The organism is Desulfitobacterium hafniense DCB-2, assembly GCF_000021925.1.
GTDB lineage: Bacteria > Bacillota > Desulfitobacteriia > Desulfitobacteriales > Desulfitobacteriaceae > Desulfitobacterium > Desulfitobacterium hafniense.
In genome coordinates this window covers 1,842,650-1,862,437 of the sequence record NC_011830.1, presented here as the reverse complement: position 1 = coordinate 1,862,437, position 19,788 = coordinate 1,842,650, and the positions used below count along the sequence as shown (strand labels likewise).

Here is a 19,788-nt window from a genome sequence, read left to right as displayed (position 1 = left end):
ATCCCCCCTAACCAACCTCTGCTCTGCAAATCAGTCTTCGTATAAGCCCTTGCGATGAGCCGTCAGGTAATTCATACAATAGGAGTCCTGACCCAATAAAGCCAGGGATGCATAGACAACCCCCATCATCCCTTTATCGGTGGGATTGAGAATATAACCATCCATCCCCATGGTCATGGTCTGGACCACGAACAGCCTGTTTAATACTTTGCGGTTGGGCAGCCCATAGGAAACATTGCTGAGACCGCAGGTAAAATGCACCTTAGGGTATAACTGCTTAATCAGTTTGATGGACTCCAATACTTCCACACCTGCTTTTTCCACCGCACTGATCGGCTTAACCAGGGGATCAAAGTAAATATTCTCGTCGGAAACACCGGCTGCCGTAAGTTTCTGATAGAGGCTTTGGGCAACACGCACCCGATCCTCGCCGGTTTCCGGCATGCCCGTATCATCCATGCATAAGGCCACAAGTTTCGCCTTGTACTTAACCGCTGAGGGCAGGACCGCCTCAAAACGCTCCTTCTCGTCGGAAATGGAGTTGATCATGGGCTGACCGTATTTAGCAAGCCTTAAACCCGCTTCAATGGCTTTGGGATCGGGGCTGTCAATACTGAGGGGAGCCTCCACCGCTTCCTGGACCGTATTAACCAGCCATTCCATGACCTCGGCCTCGTTATTCACCATCGTTCCGCAGTTGACATCAATATAATTGGCTCCGGCTGCCAACTGCTCCCTGGCCACTTGTTTGATATACTCGGCATCCTTCTTTTCTACTGCTTCTTTAATCGCTTTTCTGCTGGTATTGATCAGTTCTCCGATAATTAGCATCTCATAACCCACTTTCTCTTCATTTTATTTTCCCGGACAGTAAGTTCAAAAGGGTTCAGGTAGTGGTATGACTACCTGAACCGTATCCCGCTGGTACTCTGCAACACTTAAAACTCGCCTTGCCTGCTCAGTTAAACCGGCGTTAAACCGCCAGTTTCTCACACAGCTCCTTGGCGGCCATGGCATCCGCCGCATAGCCGTCCGCACCGATTTGGCTGGCAAATTCCTGGGATAAAGGCGCTCCGCCCACAATAACCTTCAAGTTCTTGCGCAAACCGGCTTCCGTCAGGGCATCAATGGTATCCTTCATCGCCGTCATGGTCGTCGTCAACAAGGCGGACATGCCAATGACCTGAGGATTATATTGCTTGGCCGCTGCCACGAATTTTTCCACCGAGACATCCACACCCAAATCCACAACCTTAAAGCCGCCGCTTTCCAGAATCATGATCACCAGATTTTTGCCGATATCGTGAAGATCCCCGGCCACCGTGCCGATGAGGACCGTTCCCTTGGAAGGAATATCCGCATCCTGAATCAAAGGCTTAACCACCTCCATGCCCACGGCCATGGCTCTGGCCGCCATCATAACCTCCGGCACAAACATTTCCCCGGCTTTAAACTTAGGGGCCACGATATCCATACCGGCGATCAGTCCCTGATTGATGATGGTTAGAGGCTCTACTCCGCTATCGATAAGCTCCTTGGTGATTTGACCGGCGCTGCCAAAATCTCCCCGGAAAACGGTATCCGCTAACTTAGTTAAATCGCTCATGACTATTCCTCCTTCAAAACACATGATATTTTATATCTTTTCAGATACACTCAGCTTACCATTACACCCGGCTTACTGTTTGTCGGATTCTTCTCCCCAGGATTTCCCCGCAGTTTTGAAAAACCCGATCAAGATGATGGCCATAATGATCATCGTCGGCAAAGAACCAGCCGTTGCCGCCGTTTGCAGGGGTGTCAGTCCTCCCAGGAACATTAAGGTCAGAGAAAGACCGCCAATGATGATGGCCCAGGATAAGCGGTTCCATTTCGCCGGATCTTGCCCTTTTTCTAATTTGTTCGATGAAACCATGGCCAGGGTGTAAGCAATGCTATTGATGGAAGTAGCCGTGGAAATAAACACAAGTATCAAAATAGCTACCAGGAAAACACTGCTGAAGGGCAGGGTACTCCAGATTTCTACAGCAGCTCTGAAACCGCCTGATTCCGCAACAATTCTGCCAATGTCAACTTTGTTGTTCACGAAAGCGTCGATGCTGTAGTTACCCAGGACAGCGAAATACAAGAAAGCGCAGAGGACACCTGAGAATGTTGCGCCTAAAGTAAATTCTCTTACCGTTCTTCCTTTGGAAATCCTGGCCAGGTAAATTCCTGTGCTGAGGGCAAAAGCTAAAAACCAGGCAAAGAAGAAAATCGGCCAGTTTTGAGGAAATCCCGTTCCCAAATGGGCGTCAGTATAAAAGCTCATCCGCAAAAAATCGTTCAAGTAAACGCCAAGGGCGTCGAAGGTATTGTTAAGCATAAAAGCCGTTGGGCCTAAAATGGCGACCAAAGCCAAGATAGCATATCCTAAATAAATCCGGAAATTACTTAAACGGGCTATCCCTTTTTCCAGACCACCATAAACGGATATGGCAATAATAACTGTCCAGATTAGGATGATCACAGCATCCACTGCGAGAGTACGGGGTTGCCCGGATAATTTAGTGAAAATTTCACTGATGATCGGGGTACCTAAACCAATGGAGGTAGCAACACCGGCGATGATCCCGATCATGTAGAAGATATCGATCACTTTTCCTAAAGGACCGTGGACGCGCTCGCCTAAAAGACCCTCGCAGGCAGTACTTGGTCTGAAGACATCCTTTTTGAGAACGTAGAAAAAGTAGCCAAAAACCACACCAACAGCCACATACAAACCGTAAGCGCTTATTCCCCAATCGAAGAAGCTGAAAGCCAAAGAATACTTCCAGGCTTCCGGGGAGAGTGGCTCCGCCCCAAAAGGCGGAGCCGTGAGGAAGAAATAAAATTCCATGCTGCTCCAATATAAAATCGTTCCCGTGGTTCCGGCACTGAATAACATGCCTAACCAGGTCAGGGTACCAAATTCCGGTTTTTCATCTCCCAATCGTTTATTGGCGAATTTGCCAAAGATAAAATAGAGAATGATCCCCAGGTTGGCAAAGACGAACAGCTCGTAAGCCCATCCCAAATCCCCGGTAACGAAAGCAAACACCTTGTTGATTGTAGCGCTTCCGGCTTCAGGGTATTTAATAATATAGGCACATATTAATGAAACTAACACTAACGGGGGAAAGAATATTTTTTTATCTATTTTGATGGAACCTTGTCCCTCGTTCATAACTTCCCTCCTCGTAAATGAGAAACTGAAATTCACTGCTTTTCTTTCAGTTTCAAGTATAATCAGCCTGCTTTGTCATGCACTTAACGTCATTGCCCCATCCTTATGCTTGAAGTTCCTTGATCAGCTGTTCATTAAATCCGCAGCCAAGGACATACTCTGTTAACTTATCCTTTATATCTGCCGGCATTTCAGGCTTGCAGTAGCTTTCCAGCATTTTATGTTCTTTTTTCTGGACATTATTGAGGAGGCTTTCACCAGGATCACCGGCAACCGAGCCTCTTAAGCTGATATCAGGCAGGAAAGGCTCCTTACGGCAATGCTGCATCGTGTGCACCGAACTTAAAAACTCTCCGGCTACCCCCACCTCCTGTATCACATCCAGGGCCAGGGTTTCTTCATTGACCGCTAAGCCGGCCACATAGCGTTTGACCATCCCGATGATTTCCAGGTCAACGATAAACTTCTCATAACTCATGGCGTTGTAGCTGTCCATAATCCCGGCACTATGAATAATGACATTTGTTTTTGCCGTATAGGTGGCCAAAAATGTCAGCATACTTTCATACCCGGCCTGAACCGACAAGGCCTTGGCATCACTGATGGCACCGCCGCCCCGGCAAGGCAGACCATAGGCCTTGGCTAAACGGGCGGCATACTGATAGCACAACGCCCCTTCCGGCGAGCCGCAGGCAATACTTCCTGTTTTCATATCGGAAGTCGTGGATTGGGAACCGTAAATGACCGGGGTCCCCGGATTGATCATTTGGGCCACGGCAATGCCCGCTAATACTTCCGCATTGGTGATCGCTATGGTGGAAGCAAGAGTGACCGGTGCCGTCGTCCCCGCCATTGCACAAGCGGCGATAACGATGGGCTGTTTATATTTGTTGAACACCATCATGGTATCCAGCATATTGGTATCCAGCTGGAGGGGGGAATTTGTATTGACTATGGTCAGACATCTGGGTTTCTCCATTAAAGCTTCTTTACCGCCAAATACAATGGCGAGCAGATCCATCAGCTTCTCTGTATCTTCGGCACTGCCCGAACCCGCAACAAGTACCTTGTCCGAGTGCACTATCGCGGCATAAAGCATGGCCACAATCTGAGACTTTGCGATGTCATTAGGCTGAACCACTACTCCGCCATTGGCCTTATGATGCTCTGACTGATGAAAAAGCTTAAGGAATTTAACATAGTCACTCATTAATGCATCCCGTTTTTTTCCGTCTGCACTGCACACGAAAGGAGAACCATATCCAGGCAAAAGCTCTACATGGTCGCCGCCAACTTCAAAGTCATACTTGGAATTTCTGGCATACATCTTAAATTGACGGGGCGCCTTGCTCACCCATTCCATGAGCTGTGTGCGGGTAAAGAAAGCAGTTGACCCCTCAACTTTGATGCCCTTTTCTTTCAACATTTCCACTACTTTAGGGTGGTTGAACCGCATACCTGTTTGTTCCAGGATAATCATCGAGGCTTCGTGAATTTGTTTTAAATCACTATCCATCGTTTCAAGCGCCATCATAGAAAAATCCTCCCTTATCCTGCCAGCTTTTTATCCTGCCAGTTTTTCGCACAGTTCCTTGGCGGCCATGGCATCCGCCGCATAACCATCCGCGCCGATCTGGCTGGCAAATTCCTGGGATAAAGGCGCTCCGCCCACGATAACCTTTAAGCTCTGCCGCAGACCGGCTTCCGTCAGGGCATCAATAGTATCCTTCATCGCCGTCATGGTCGTCGTCAACAAAGCGGACATACCGATGACCTGAGGATTATATTGCTTGGCCGCTGCCACGAATTTTTCCACCGAGACATCCACACCCAAATCCACAACCTTAAAGCCACCGCTTTCCAGAATCATGATCACCAGGTTTTTGCCAATATCGTGGAGATCCCCGGCCACCGTGCCGATGAGGACCGTTCCTTTGGAAGGAATATCCGCATCCTGAATCAAGGGCTTAACCACCTCCATGCCCACGGCCATGGCTCTGGCCGCCATCATAACCTCCGGCACAAACATTTCTCCGGCTTTAAACTTAGGGGCCACGATATCCATACCGGCGATCAGCCCCTGATTGATGATGGTTAAAGGCTCTACCCCACTATCGATAAGCTCCCTGGTGATTTGCCCGGCATTGCCAAAATCCCCCCGGAAAACGGTATCCGCTAACTTCGTTAAATCGCTCATGATTATTCCTCCCGTGTATCTTTTATTGAACGTTCTTATTCGTAGGGTTGACTCAAATTCAACCTATTTCTCTTTATATTTTCTTAAGGCGGCATCAACGTCTTTGTCCAGAACCGGTTCTACATAGTCATCGATCAGCTTCTTCCAGCGGATGTTGGCTCTCTTTTCTGCCGTAAGAGCACCGTCTGCTTCCCACTGGGTGGGATTATTGCGATCGCTGAGGACCGGGCGGTAGAATTCCTTGCGGAAATGGGTGAAGGTATGGACATGGGTGAGGAATTGGCCCTGGGGACCGACCTCCTTGGTGACATCGAAGGCCAGGGTGTCTTCATTGACTACCACGCCCTGATCAATGCGGCGGACCATGCCGATGATTTCATCATCGATCATCATCTTTTCCAGGGAAACCGTGTTATAGGTGTCGATGATTCCGGCGCCATGCAGGATGAAATTGCCGCCGGCCATTTGGGCCATGCTCAAGGTCAGCATCGACTCGTAAGCCGCCTGGACATCGGCGCATTTGCTGTCGGAAAGAGCGCCGCTGATCCGGCAGGGCAGGTTATAGAATTTAGCCAACTGACCGTTGACAAGGGAGAATACCGCATCTTCCGGGGTGCCAATGGCCAGGGAGCCGTTGCTCATCTCGGCATTGGAAGAGGATGCGGAATAGATGATCGGTGTTCCTTCACTGACCAGCTGGGAGAGAACGATCCCGGCGAGAACTTCCGCATTCTGAAGGGCGACCGTGCCGGCTACTGTAACCGGAGTGGTGGCCCCGGCGATGCAGAGAGAGTTCACTAACTGAGGCTGGCGGTGTTCCGCATAGGCGATAATAGCCCCGGCCATTTTGTCATCATAGCTGAGAGGGGTTAAGGTGCAGGGAATGCCGACCACAATGGGCTTGTCTTTAATGGCCTCCAAACCGCCGAAAACGATGGATGCCATCTCAATGTTCTTTTTGGTCATCTCATAGCCCAAAACGGTGGCCATCAAGGGCTTGTCACTGTGTTTCAGGGTCTGATAAACCATCTCCAGACTGCGCATCTCCGGGTCCACGTCCTGAGGTTCGCAGGGAATATGGCTCATGATGTCGATGTTGTTCATCTTATGTTCAAGCTTGCAGAGATTAATGAAATCCTGCAGCTTAGCTAAACGCCGGCCATTGTCCATATCCATGACAAAGGGCGCTCCATAAGGACCCACATAAGCTGTGTTCTCAGTATTGATCAAAACATTCTTCTCGGGATTCCTGGCGTAAAGTGTGAAGGAAGAAGGCGCTTTCTTTCTTTCCCTTTCCACCATAGCTCTGGGGAAATAGACCTTTTGCCCATCAACCTTGGCCCCTCCTTTGGCCAAAATTTCCCGAGCCGGAGCATAACTAAAAATCACACCCACTTCCTCCAGAATCCGTAAGCTTGTCTCGTGGATTTGTTCAATTTCATTCTGGGACAGAATCTGATACCTTTGCATCGCTGCAACCTCCCTTTAATTTTTTAATGACCCACCCTAATTTTATGCAAAATTCATGCCATTTTAAAAAGTCAGAATTATACCCTTGTCTTTGGCCCTGAGCGCAGGTTTTTGACTAAAATCGTTTAGAGTTAACAACTATTGTCTAATATTGTTTAGCATTGTTTTGAATTTATGGAAAGATTGTGCATCAAAAAAAGGGTTAGTTTTTTCAACTAACCCCCGCTCATAGCCGGTAAAATGTTTTATGTAATTTTATATTTTTTAATCCTGTAGATCAGGGACTGACGATGCATCCCCAACTGCTTGGCCGTTTTGGAAACATTCCCTTGATTCTCCATTAAAGCTTTAATGATCTGCTCTTTTTCTTTCTGAACAATGGCTGAAAATACACCGGTGCTTTCCGGTTCCGGAGGTTTACTCTCCCTGTTTCTATCCACAGGCTCTTTGGGGAAGCTGCTGCCCTGGGCTCCATGGTTCGCTGCATTATCGATTGAAAACAGATACACCGGCAGGTGGTCCTTACTGATTCTAAGATCCTCATCGGTAACGAAGTTCATGGCCGATTCGATGCAATGCTTCAGCTGCCTGACATTGCCCGGCCAGGGGAATTTCAGAAAAAAACCCAATACTTCATCATCAAGGGCCAGGATATGTTTTTGGAAGCGCTCGTTAAACACGGAAATAAAATGATTGGCCAGCAGGAAAATATCACTTTTGCGCTCAGCCAAGCTGGGGATCATAATATTGACCACAGCCAGGCGGTAGAAAATATCCTCCCGGATCTGTTTGCTGCTGATCGCCTCCTGAGGGGGAGTGTTGCTGCTGCTGATAATACGCACATCGACTTTAATGCGTTCATTGCTCCCCAGATGAGCGATCTCCTTTTCTTCCAGGACGCGCAGCAGCTTTGACTGTGACACCAGGGGCATGGAATTGATTTCATCCAAAAACAAGGTACCCCCTTCAGCTTGCTCGAAAAGGCCTTTCCGCTCCAAGGCCCCGGTATAGATTCCTTTCGAGGTGCCGAAAAGGATGCTTTCCAGAAGGGTTTCGGGAATAGCGGCACAGTTAATGGCCAGGAAGGGCCCTTTGCTCCTGTCGCTGTTCTGATGAATACAGCGGGCAAAGAGCTCTTTCCCGCTGCCCGTTGCTCCGGTCAGCAGCACGGGAGAATCGCTTTTGGCAGCCCTGATGGCCATTTTCTTGCATTCCTTAAAGAGAGGATGCTCGCCGATCAGACTGTCGATGCCAAACCCTTCAGAATCACTTATGGGTGAAAACATCTCTTTCTGAAAGCGGATATTCCGCTCGATAACCTCCATAAGATGGGTCACATCTTTTTGGATGGTATAGGCGCCAAACTTTTTCCCGTCTAAAAAAATGGGACGGGCATTGCAGATTTGATAAATCTCACGGCCATTAACATCATAGCGGAAACTTATATCCTCCAAAGGCTTTTCGGAAGTTAAGGCCCTGAGCATCGGGCTTGTTTCCTCATCCAAACCATAAATCTCAGTAACAGTACGTCCGTAAAGCTCTTCGTTGGTATAACCATCCAGCCGCTCGGCAGCTTTGTTGACATAGAGCAACCGGCCATTATTATCACACAAATAGACTGAGGCATCAATCGTATTGAGTATATCGAAGAAAAATGGGTATTGAGCTATGATCTCCTTGAGCCTGGTCTTCATGCCATCACCTCATTCTGTCACGTTATGATCCAGAAGGGACTTTAGAGGTAGGTCAATAGTTCTTTCTGATGAAAATTATGGGATACTCCCCATCTTGTTCATCTTACCATGACTCTATTTTTGCTGTCCAGCCAAGGCATAAAGCGTAATAAAAGTTTGATCTTTCAACAACAGCTATTTCACTTTTGAAATATAGATGGACAGATTGACCGTAATGATAATCATTTCATACCGTTTAATTTCGGAAGCTGAACAACTCTGAAAATCAGAAGGAGGCGTATTTTCATTAGAAAATACGCCTGGTCCGCTCTCAATCTTAAACATGAATCATGTCAGGAATCAGAAGCTTCTGGAAAAAAGATCATCATCGTCGTCATCTTTTAAGGACAAATCCTGATCTGCGGCAGCTACGCAAGCTTGCTGCATGGCAGGATAGCCGATGGTTCCTTCCACGCCTACGACATGCTGCACTTCGCAGGACGCAGCTCCGGGAACACGGAATTTCCGGATATCCAGCATGGGCACAGGAGTTTCTTTGGGTTCGGGAAGCTGCGGCACATAGCTGTAAGGATAACGGTAAGCGCGGTAATAAATCGTGGCCGGATTAGCATTAAAGGGCGAGATAAACTCCCAAACCACTTCCTTCATCCGGGTCACCTCAAAGAAACGTCCCCCGCACCCTTCCGTAATCAAGGTATTGCCATTGGGGAGGCGTTGGGCCGCACTGGTTAAAGGACTGTAAAAGCGGTAATCGGAAATTCCGGGCTGTCCGTAATCCATCAATTCGCTGGCCTTGAGCTGCCACACCACTTCCATGGTGACCGGATTCAGCTCAAGGACCCGGGAACGATCGGCCATGTCTACTTTGGTTCCATCTTTTGAGACATTATTGGGGGCGCCATAGCCCGCCCAGCCTCCGTTGTCAAAGATCAGGATGTTGCCGGCACCGGGGAGACCTTGGGGGATCATATGAACATGGTGTTGCCCGATGATTTGGCCGATCTTCCTCAGTTTTTTATCCTGGGCAAAATCCGGCCCCATTTTCCAGACCACTTTGCCGGTTTCTTTGGAAATGATGGCCATAATATTGGCTTCACGGGCATCCCAGATGATGTTATCCGGATGGAACCGCTCATCCCCTTTATCATACCATTTATTGGGACCCAGGACACTGGCGGAATTAATATGCATCCAGTCCCCCATGCCGCCCCCGGCCTCATGCATGTTGGGATTGCGGTAAAGAGCTAATTTCGCTGCCGCACTGAATCCATACTCATGAAAATGATCGACGGCATGCCATTCCCAGACAATATTCCCATCCCAGTCCACTTCAATGATCACATCATCCAAAAGCTGCTTATCCGAGATTTTTTTGTGATAGCAATTTTGATGACTAAGGATTAGGGTGTTGCCACTGTTGGTCTTGCACTCCATTCCCGGAACATAATACCCTACAGGGTTTCCCTCTCTTTGATAGTCATGATGCTGACGGGCCATCCACTGGGGCTTTTCCCCTTCATCTTCAATATATTCCTTTTTAGCAAATTCCCAAACCACTTGGCCATCCCAGTCCACTTGAACCAGGTCAATTTGATCCTGATAGCCGAATTTGCCGTTCCTACGGCCACGGCTGCCCATCACATAGCCTCCGGGGAGCAATTTATTGGGAAATCCATGCAGATCCTTAAAGACGCGGACCACATTTCCATTCATATCGATTAAAACGCAGCCTAAACCGGGGGCCTGCATAATGGTATAACCATTAAAGCATTTTTCAGGATTATAGATGGTCACTCCGGTAGGATGCACAAAAGGCTGACCCATTTCAACCACACTCCTTATCCTTTAATGAAATCCAGGAATCTCCTTTTGCCTGAGCTTCTTAATTTATTCACCTAATTTATTCACCTATGAATCATTCACTTATCCTTCACTTATTAATTAAGGAAGGAATCGTTCCCTGAGTCCTTCACCTCAGGAGCAGGCTTGCGTATGGGGGAGTTGTCCGCCCGCCAGATGGCAAAACCCGTATAGCCATAGATTATGGAGAATATGGGGACAATCCAGCACATAAAGGCATAGGGGGCGTATTCATAAGCACTGACGCCGAGGACGCCCAGGATATAAAAAGCATGCACGCTCCAAGGCAGAAGAGGGCTGGCAATACAGCCGCTGTCTTCCACAGTTCGAGAAAGAACCCTCAAGTGCAATCCTCTTTCCTTAAATACAGGTGCATAGGCCCGGGCGGGAATAATCATGGCAATCGCCTGGCTTCCTGTCCCGATCAACATGATATAGCTGGCAAAAATGACCGAAACAATGAGCCGTCCAGTCGTTGTCGCCCACTTTAAGCTGGCATCAACAATAACTCCCAGCACCCCGATTTTCTCCAACACGCCGCCAAAGGAAACCGCTGAGATCAACAGCATCACTGTGCCGGTAATACTATTGATTCCCCCACGGGTAAGCAGGGAATCCAGTTGGGCCACACCGCTGCTGCCCACATAGCCCTTGATGGTTGAGTTAATAATTGCAATCATGGACTGCCCCTGGAATAAGGCGGCCACAATGGCCCCAAGCACAACCGATACCATAAGCAAGGGGACTGCCGGAACCCGGCGATAAGCCAGAAGGATCAATAACACAGGCGGCACCAAGGTCCATAGGGAAAGATTAAAGGTCGTTTCCAGTGATTGCAGGAGAATGGTGACATCCGCTCCCAAATCGCTGCCGCCGCTGTGATTGATACCCATGATGATGTAAATGACGGCGGTTACTACCGCGGCAGGTATAGTGGTCCACATCATCGAACCAATATGGCTGAATAAATTCACTTCACAAACAGAAGAAGCAATATTGGTTGAATCGGATACCGGAGACATCTTATCCCCAAAATAAGCTCCGGAAACGATGGCACCCACTACTAAGGGCAAGGGATAGCCAAGAGCCTGACCAACGCCCAGTAAGGCAATACCGACTGTTCCCATGGTGCCGAAGGAGCTTCCTGTTGCCGTTGAAGCAACAATACACAGTAAGAACGCTGTCACCAGATAACCGGACGGGGAAATAAGCTTTAGCCCCCAGTAGATAATCGTCGGAATAGTACCGGCAAGAATCCACACACCAATAAGCATACCTACAGCTATTAATATTAAAATCGCGATATGAACCCGGTAAATAGAATCAAACATCCCTTTTTGCATTTCATCCCAGGAATAGCCCCAAAGCTTACCAATCAGGCAGGCAATTGTTGTGGCAATAATAATGGGAAGAAGCGCAGGCAGCTTGGCAAAAACTACCCCCCAAAGGATAACAAGTACCGGAATGATAAAAGCTACGACAGCCAACATAAGCCCTGGTTTTTTTCTGCTACCATCATTATCCATTAACTGACCCCCATTCAATTATAATTTAACTCCATGCATGGACCCTTCTAAGGCGATTATATTATCTGAATCTTTCTAAATCTGTTGTCGGATTAACATCTTGAAAATTTATTTTATTTTTTATCCTTAAGTTTTTAAAATCTTATCCTATTCCATCGAAGAGCAATCATAGCAAAAGGGAGTACCGCCTGCCGCCTCAAAAAGCAGCCAAGGGGTACTCCCTTCATGAATTGTCCGGCTCAGGGGTGCTCAGGCTTCCATAACCTCTTTTAATTTCTCCGGATCATGGATGATGATAAGATGGGTGTGTTCTTTTAAGGCCTGGATCTCTTTCAAATGCTTCAGGGCCTGATTGACCGTCACCCGATGCATCCCCAGGGTATTGGCTATATCCTCTTGCGTAAGAGGAATGGATGAACTTCCTCTTTTATCCTCAAGGATACGTCCTTGATGGAGAAGATAAATCAATTTAGCCACACGGACAAGAGGTTTATTAAAAACGCAGTCTTCCACCTGGGTGGATAGGATATGAACCTTGCGGGAAAGGGTTTTGATAATAGATAGGGTGAGGTCAGGAAATTTAGGGATGATCTCCTGCATAATTACCTCCATGGGATAAATATATATTTCACAATCCGTGACGGCAAAAAAGTTGTAATCACAGGGTTTGCGGTTAAAAAAAGGCGTCTCGCCGAAAATAGACCCGGCTTCAATATACCAAAGAATTTTTTGACTGCCGGAAGGACTCTGGGCCACTGTTTTGATCCGTCCCTTATGCAAATAATAGATGTAGTCTATTTGATCACCGCTATGGATAATGATTTCCTTCTTTTTGAATCTTTTAAACATCCCATGTGCAGCAGGGGCAGTCCAGTTAGCGTGCGGATTTTCGCATATCCAAGGTGAACCCAGCAATTCGAAATCATTTGATCCATCATTCACAAAAATCCCTCCCCCACCTGATTCCGTTAATTGCTTTTAAAATAGCATACTTTTCAAAACCAAGCAATCACCTATTCTCTTTCCGGAATTCTGCAGAATAACGATAAAACAAGGAACCACCAGGAACACATGCCTATTTATCTAAAAATAAAAAATTCTTTAAAAGATGTTAATCTGACAACAGAATAAATAAAAGACAGCTCCTATAATCATTTTTAGAGGGGTGCCAAATCCCGTCGACAATCTTTTAAACGATAATGAAATGTTAGGAGAGATGATCATGAAAACCTATCCTGCAGAACCCTTTCGGATTAAGGTCGTTGAACCCGTTCGGTCGATGAAGCGGGCAGAGCGTGAAGAGGCCATGAAAGAAGCAGGCTACAACACTTTTTTGCTGAAGAGTGAGGATGTCTATATTGATCTGCTCACAGATTCCGGCACTACTGCCATGAGCGATAAACAATGGGCCGGTATGATGATCGGTGATGAAGCCTATGCCGGGAGCAGGAATTTCCTGCACCTGGATCGGGTGGTTAAAGAATATTATGGCTTCAAGCACCTGGTCCCTACTCATCAAGGACGGGGGGCGGAAAACCTGCTCTCCCGGCTGATGATTAAACCCGGGGATTATGTGCCCGGCAATATGTATTTTACCACCACAAGATACCATCAGGAAGCCAACGGAGCTACCTTCAGAGATATTATCATTGATGAAGCCCATGACTCAGCCAACCGGCATCCTTTCAAAGGAAATATCGATCTCAGGAAACTCCAGACCTTAATCGATGAAGTAGGCGCGGAGAAGATTCCTTACATCTGCCTTGCCGTTACTGTCAATCTGGCCGGAGGACAGCCCGTTTCTCTGGAAAACATGAAGGCGGTCCATGAGCTTGCCCACCAACACGGCATCAAGGTGTTTTTTGACGCTACCCGCTGTGTGGAGAACGCTTACTTCATCAAGAAGCGGGAAGCAGACTACCAGGACAAGACCATCAAAGAAATTCTCTTGGAGATGATGAGCTATGCCGACGGAGCCACCATGTCGGGTAAAAAAGATTGTATGGTCAATATCGGCGGTTTTCTGGCCATGAATGATGATGAATTGTTCCTCAGGGCTAAAGAACTGGTGGTGGTCTTTGAAGGAATGCCTTCTTACGGCGGCATGGCCGGCCGGGACATGGAAGCCATGGCCATCGGGATTACGGAATCGGTGGATTATGCTTATATTGAACACCGTGTGGAGCAGGTGGCCTATCTTGCCGATCAGCTTTTAGCGGCGGGGGTTCCCATTGTGGAACCGGTGGGCGGCCATGCCGTCTTCCTTGATGCCAGACGGTTTTTGCCCCACCTTGAGCAGGACCACTTCCCGGCACAGGCTCTGGCCGCCCAATTATATATAGAATCCGGGGTACGCTCTATGGAAAGAGGAATCATCTCCGCCGGACGTGATCTTAAAACAGGGGAAAACCGCCATCCTAAACTGGAGCTGGTAAGGCTGACGATTCCCCGCCGGGTTTATACTTACGCTCATATGGACATCGTGGCCAGAGCGGTTATTGAGCTTTACCAGCAAAGGGAGACCATCAAAGGGCTTAAATTTGTTTACGAACCGGAAATGCTTCGTTTCTTCACCGCCAGATTTGAACACATTTGATTAATGCTTCACCAGCTCATGAATCTGATACTCCAAGGTGGCCTGAACCGATTCTGAGTTCCCGACCACTGTGGCCTCTGAGATATATCCCTTATTATAAAGCAGAGAATAGCTGACAGCGGCAGGAAGGCTGTCCTGGGGAACACTCATGACGCAGCCCCCTGCTTTGGCGGCTAAAGCGGCAGCCAATAAAGCGTCTCCCTTAGGCTTTCCCTGAACTGCATCCTGAGGAGAAACTAAACTCGAAGCGATATAAACGGGAATTTCATGGGTGAGGAGATTCTGGAAGATGATCTGCTGGGTTCCATAGCGATCTGCTCCGCCCCAGCGCTTCACAGCGTATTGGCCGCTAAGCTGGGTTTCCACAGCGGAACTGATGATGCCGGTCCCGCCGAGCAGCACAACTTCCCCAGGCGAGATTTGCTTTAACCGGTTTTGGGTCTCTTCCGGCAGGCTGTGGGTATCCGTCAGCAAGATGGAAGCTCCTTGGGCTGCCGCAAAGGAGCTTACGGCAATAGCGTCAGGCTCTCCGTATCCGTAAGCAAGATAGACTCTATCTGATGGACCGACCAACTCCGCTATTTGCGCAGCTGTATCATAACGGTTGGCACCTGCCAAGCGCTGGGTGGTTATCCCGAAGGTTTGCAATTCGCTTTCAATTTCGGCGGAGATGGCACCCGTTCCCCCGATCATATAGACTGTTTCCGCCCCCAGATTGAGAATTTCATGAAGAACTTCATTGCTCAGGCGCTGGGAAGAGGTCATTAAAATGGGAGCATCATATTTTTTCGATAAGGGCACGGCGACCATAGCATCTGCCACCACATCGTCCCGGGTCAGAATAACGGTGGAGGCCTTTGCCCATCCGCTTTGAGCCACTTCCACCGAGAGCTGCATGTTATCGGCAGCCTGAGCGCCGATGCGGCTGCCCGGGGTGTAGGCCGGCACAACTTCCACAGTCCCCACCACATGCCCGCCATAGATAATGCTGACAGTGCCCGTCTTTTTGGGGGTGATGGTAAAAGTAAAGGTGCCGTCAAATAACGTAGTGTAGTTCGACGAGCCGGCACCGACTTCTGTCCCGTCCACAGTAAGGGATTGGCGGGCAAGGACTCTGCCATCAGGGTCAGCAATCTTTACGCTTACCTTGCTTTCCGAATGAACCACCGGCTTGCCTGTTAGGGTGATGACCGGTTCAACCACTTTAACCGTCCCGCCGGCATAATTATCATATTGATCCCACAGAAATATGGAGTAGCTGCCCAGCTTATCAAAATTAAAATTGGCTATGGAATAGCTCCCCTGACCCCCGCTTATGGAAACATAAGTCACCTCATCATCAGGATCGGTAATATAGCCGGATACCGAGCCGCTATAGGGATCGCCGTTCAAATCATACAATCGGAAATGGATGGTATCCGCAGAACCGATCACCGTTTGCGCATCCCCTGCATCCACGACTAAATAGGCCAGCACCCCTTTGTTCCAATCCACATCATCATCAGCTGCCCGGACGGTTCCGGGAATTAGGGTTACCAGCAGGACAAACAGGCATACTGCAAGAGCCAGGCTCTTTTTCTTTTTGGCCACCACTCAGATTCTCCTCTCTTCTTAGTACTCTATAACCACCTAATTCCTCATTCCTCCGCCTTGTCCTACGAAAATTTTCCCCGCCGGGCAAGGCAAGGTTAAGGTGTTACAGAGCACTGGCGCAAAATCACTCATACCGCAAGGCCTCAATCGGATTCATGGCAGCGGCCTTTTTGGCCGGAACGACGCCGAACACAATCCCGATCAGGGCGGAAAAGCCAAAGGCTATGCCCACCGAGGATAGGGATACACTTGTTGTTACACCGAAAAGCCTGCTGGCGACCAGAGAGCCTCCCCATCCCAAAAGGATACCGAGCATCCCGCCAATCAGGCTGAGCACCACCGACTCGATGAGGAACTGGAAGAGTATATCCCCTTCCCCGGCTCCGATGGCTTTGCGTATGCCAATCTCCCGGGTCCGCTCCGTAACGGATACCAGCATAATATTCATCACACCGATTCCCCCCACCAGCAGGGATATTCCGGCGATGCCCCCTAAGAGCAGGGTCATGGTCTGGGATATTTCTTCCATGGACTCCAGAACTTCGGCCTGGCTGGTAATGGTAAAATCATTTTCCTGGCCGCTTTGAATCTTATGAGCCAGCTGCAGGGCATAGGTAACCTGGTCCTGAGCCTCAGTCATCAGCTGAGCCGACTCGGCTTCAATATAGATCTGGCGCACGCTTTTGCTCCCCACCAGACGGGACTGTACGGAGGAAATAGGCGCATAGATCATATCATCATTATTAGTCATCCCGGACGAGCCCTGGCTCACCGTAACGCCAACCACTTGATAGGGAATATTGTTCAGTTTGATGTTTTTGCCGATAATATCCGTGTTGGCATCCCCGAAAAGATTTTCAACCACGGTAGGGCCAACAACCGCCACACGGGCGGATTTCGTGATATCCTCTTCGGTTATAAACCTTCCCTGGGCTATTTTGATGCTGCGGACATCGGCATATTCCGCAGTTGTCCCCATGACACTGGTGGAGGTATTGCCCGTGCCATAAACCACCTGAGCATTGGTATTCACCACCGGAGCCACCGCCTTGACCGCGGAGCCGGCAGCTCTCACCTTCGCCACATCCTCCATGGTCAAGGTGTTGGCACTCCCCGCCCCGCCCCGCACCCCGCCAAAGCTGGACTGCCCTGCAGAGACAATGAGCAGATTGGAGCCCAGCCCCTGAATATTGGCGGTTACGGATTGGGTCGCCCCATTGGCTATGGCCACCATAATAATCACGGCAAAAACGCCGATGATAATTCCCAGCATGGTCAAGGCCGAGCGGAGCTTGTTGGCATAAAGAGCCCGTAAAGATACTTTCATCAATTCCAGGAAGTTCACACCGCTCCTCCTTTCTCCCGGTCAAGGGGAGCATTAGCCACGCGGGAGTTTTCGACGGCTTCGTCTTTCTCGATCTCCCCATCCCGGAAGCGGATAATGCGTTGGGTATACTCCGCTATATCCGGCTCATGGGTAACCAGCACAATGGTATTCCCTTCCCGGTGCAGACGCTGAAAGATGGCCATCACTTCCTCGCTGGCCTTGCTGTCCAGGTTTCCGGTGGGTTCGTCGGCTAAAATAATGGCCGGCCGGCACACCAGAGACCGGGCAATCGCTACCCGCTGCTGCTGGCCTCCCGACAGCTCTTTGGGCCGGTGGTATACCCTGTCTCCCAAACCCACCGACTCTAATGCTTCCACCGCCCTTTGATGACGCTCTTTAGCATTGATCCCGGCATACAGCATGGGCAGCTCCACATTCTCCAAAGCCGTGGTGCGCGGTAAAAGATTAAATCCCTGAAAGACAAAACCGATCTTGCGGTTGCGGATTTTGGCTAATTCTTTGGCTGTGGCCTTGGCCACATCCACACCATCGAGAAGATATTCTCCTTCTGTGGGAATATCCAGACAGCCCAGGACATTCATCGTTGTGGATTTCCCTGAACCGGAGGGCCCCATGATGGATACGAACTCTCCGGCCTTGATGTGAAAGTCCACCCCCCGCAATGCGTGGACCTGAATATCCCCGGTTGTATAGATTTTCTTAATTCCTTTAAGCTGGATCACCCTTGGTCCCCCCTATCTCATGGGCCGTGCGCTTCCGCCAAATCCGCCGCCGCCGCCCATACCGGGCATCACTCCGGCGGGGGAGTTCATATTCCTGTTGGAATTGGCATTCGTGTTGGAACCGGATGAGCTTGTTCGTGTCCCTGCCACAATCCTTTGCCCTTCTGTTAAACCGCTTTTAATCTCTACATTGGTCCCATCATCCAGACCCGTCTCGACGGGAACAAACTGTGCTGTCCCCTGGGGTGCGGACCTCTCCGAATTCCTGGGTTCAGCGGCTCCTGCCTGAGCGCCTTCCCCTTGAGCCTGTTCCTTTTGAGCTTCTGCTTGTTCCCCTGGAACTTGTTCCCTTTGGGAAGGCCTTCCCTGCATCTGCCCCTCTGGGGATGGACTGCCTGAAGATGGCGGATTGGAGAGCAGGAGAACCCCTTTCTGATCTCCCTGGGTTTGTACGGCTGAACTCGGTACGATGAGGACATCTTTGGCTTCGGCTATGATAATCCCCACATTAGCATTCATTCCCGGCCGTATGGCGTCTGTTACTTCATCCATTTGCATCGTCACCTGGAAAGTGGTTACATTTTGAGTCGTTGTTCCTTTTAGGGCCACCTGGGTCACCGTTGCGCTCATATAATCCTCCGGCGCAGAATCCAGGGAGATATTGGCCTTCTGACCTGTTTTAATCTTTGTCACTTCATCCTGAGAGACATAGGATTCTACGATCAACAGCTCTCCTCCGGTGGCTAAATTGAGCACGGTGGTCGTATCGCTTAAGGTCTGCCCTTCTTTTACCGGAATTTCAATAATCACACCATCTGAAGGCGCAACCAAGGTTGCTTTGGCCAAATTCTCCTGTGCTTTCACCACGGCGGTTTCTGCCTGGGCCAGGGAAGTTCTCTCCTGAAGACGGGCTAATTTCACTTCGGCGATTTCCAGATCGGCTTTTGCTGAGTCCACAGCCTGTTCCGCTCCGCCATTATATGTATTTTGAACATTGATCAGGTCAGACTGGGCCTGAGTGAGGGCGGTTTTGGCCTGTAAGATACTCGATTCATCTCCGCTTAGTTGGCTGGCGGCCAGATTATTGCCGGCAATCAGCAGACTTTGTTCCGCAATGGCCAGCTGATTCTGCAAATAAGCCGGATCAGCGTTTTGCTCCGCTGTCCGGAGCGCTTGCCTGGCTTTAACCAGCGTCCCTTCTGCTTCCACTTTCTGTTGCTGCCAGTTCAGCTCAGCTTCTTTCAGACTGGCCATACTCTCGGTCACCTCCTGCTGCAAGGTTTCCGTATCCATCTGGGCCAGAGCCTGACCTGCTGTTACCGCATCGCCGACTTTTACATAGATTTCCCGCACCTTGCCGTTTTGTTCGAAGGCCAGGGGAACCTCTTCAGGATACATCACAGTGCCTGTAGCCGTAATCTCCTGGATAATATCACCCTTCTTAACTGTGGTTGTCATTAAAGACGTTTGTTGGGGTTTCTCCTGAAAATGCTGGTAAGCCCAGAAACCCCCTCCGCCCAATACAACAACTCCAAGGACCAGAGTAATCACCAACTTTTTTTTCATACCCTCTCTCC

Annotated in this window: 15 protein-coding genes; 1 reads left to right on the top strand and 14 read right to left on the bottom strand. The window is 49.2% G+C overall.

Annotated elements, in window-relative coordinates:
* Positions 1 to 30: 30 nt before the first annotated feature.
* From DHAF_RS08645 to DHAF_RS08600, 10 genes are all read right to left on the bottom strand, one after another.
* Positions 31 to 831 carry a methyltetrahydrofolate cobalamin methyltransferase gene (locus tag DHAF_RS08645; protein ID WP_015943633.1) on the bottom strand — a complete coding sequence of 267 codons (801 nt, stop codon included), beginning with the start codon at positions 829 to 831 and terminating at the stop codon, positions 31 to 33.
* Between the two features lie 142 nt (positions 832 to 973).
* Entirely contained in the window at positions 974 to 1,606 is a 633-nt protein-coding gene (locus tag DHAF_RS08640; RefSeq protein ID WP_015943632.1) for a cobalamin B12-binding domain-containing protein, read from the bottom strand.
* A 72-nt stretch (positions 1,607 to 1,678) separates the two neighbouring features.
* Complete coding sequence (gene caiT, locus DHAF_RS08635; protein ID WP_015943631.1) at positions 1,679 to 3,205, bottom strand: L-carnitine/gamma-butyrobetaine antiporter; 1,527 nt, start codon at positions 3,203 to 3,205, stop codon at positions 1,679 to 1,681.
* 103 nt (positions 3,206 to 3,308) lie between these two features.
* Entirely contained in the window at positions 3,309 to 4,739 is a 1,431-nt protein-coding gene (locus DHAF_RS08630) for a trimethylamine methyltransferase family protein (RefSeq protein ID WP_015943630.1), read from the bottom strand.
* Positions 4,740 to 4,769: 30 nt separating this feature from the next.
* The gene (locus tag DHAF_RS08625) at positions 4,770 to 5,402 is read right to left on the bottom strand and encodes a cobalamin B12-binding domain-containing protein (RefSeq protein WP_015943629.1); all 633 of its coding nucleotides are present in this window, start codon (positions 5,400 to 5,402) and stop codon (positions 4,770 to 4,772) included.
* A gap of 63 nt (positions 5,403 to 5,465) precedes the next feature.
* On the bottom strand, positions 5,466 to 6,872 hold the full coding sequence (locus DHAF_RS08620; RefSeq protein WP_015943628.1) for a trimethylamine methyltransferase family protein: 1,407 nt from the start codon (positions 6,870 to 6,872) through the stop codon (positions 5,466 to 5,468).
* 245 nt (positions 6,873 to 7,117) lie between these two features.
* The gene (locus tag DHAF_RS08615) at positions 7,118 to 8,566 is read right to left on the bottom strand and encodes a sigma-54 interaction domain-containing protein (RefSeq protein WP_015943627.1); all 1,449 of its coding nucleotides are present in this window, start codon (positions 8,564 to 8,566) and stop codon (positions 7,118 to 7,120) included.
* 339 nt (positions 8,567 to 8,905) lie between these two features.
* Positions 8,906 to 10,390: an aryl-sulfate sulfotransferase gene (locus DHAF_RS08610; protein WP_015943626.1), complete on the bottom strand. Its 1,485-nt coding sequence runs from the start codon at positions 10,388 to 10,390 to the stop codon at positions 8,906 to 8,908.
* Between the two features lie 113 nt (positions 10,391 to 10,503).
* Positions 10,504 to 11,952: a Na+/H+ antiporter NhaC gene (gene nhaC / locus DHAF_RS08605; RefSeq protein ID WP_015943625.1), complete on the bottom strand. Its 1,449-nt coding sequence runs from the start codon at positions 11,950 to 11,952 to the stop codon at positions 10,504 to 10,506.
* A 249-nt stretch (positions 11,953 to 12,201) separates the two neighbouring features.
* Positions 12,202 to 12,894, bottom strand: a complete 693-nt coding sequence (locus DHAF_RS08600) for a Crp/Fnr family transcriptional regulator (protein ID WP_015943624.1) — start codon at positions 12,892 to 12,894, stop codon at positions 12,202 to 12,204.
* A gap of 280 nt (positions 12,895 to 13,174) precedes the next feature.
* Between DHAF_RS08600 and DHAF_RS08595 the strand changes: the two genes are divergently transcribed.
* A complete protein-coding gene (locus DHAF_RS08595; RefSeq protein ID WP_015943623.1) occupies positions 13,175 to 14,548 on the top strand; it encodes a tyrosine phenol-lyase in 1,374 nt (457 codons plus the stop codon).
* On the opposite strand, the gene DHAF_RS08590 is transcribed toward DHAF_RS08595, so the two are convergent.
* From DHAF_RS08590 to DHAF_RS08575, 4 genes are all read right to left on the bottom strand, one after another.
* Positions 14,549 to 16,138 carry a cell wall-binding repeat-containing protein gene (locus DHAF_RS08590; RefSeq protein ID WP_242659954.1) on the bottom strand — a complete coding sequence of 530 codons (1,590 nt, stop codon included), beginning with the start codon at positions 16,136 to 16,138 and terminating at the stop codon, positions 14,549 to 14,551.
* Positions 16,139 to 16,265: 127 nt separating this feature from the next.
* Positions 16,266 to 17,486 carry an ABC transporter permease gene (locus DHAF_RS08585; RefSeq protein ID WP_015943622.1) on the bottom strand — a complete coding sequence of 407 codons (1,221 nt, stop codon included), beginning with the start codon at positions 17,484 to 17,486 and terminating at the stop codon, positions 16,266 to 16,268.
* The gene (locus tag DHAF_RS08580) at positions 17,483 to 18,211 is read right to left on the bottom strand and encodes an ABC transporter ATP-binding protein (RefSeq protein ID WP_005809408.1); all 729 of its coding nucleotides are present in this window, start codon (positions 18,209 to 18,211) and stop codon (positions 17,483 to 17,485) included. The genes DHAF_RS08585 and DHAF_RS08580 overlap by 4 nt, the downstream gene beginning before the upstream one ends.
* A gap of 12 nt (positions 18,212 to 18,223) precedes the next feature.
* Positions 18,224 to 19,777 (bottom strand): RND family efflux transporter, encoded by a 1,554-nt coding sequence (locus DHAF_RS08575; RefSeq protein ID WP_015943621.1) that lies wholly within the window; start codon positions 19,775 to 19,777, stop codon positions 18,224 to 18,226.
* Positions 19,778 to 19,788: the final 11 nt, after the last annotated feature.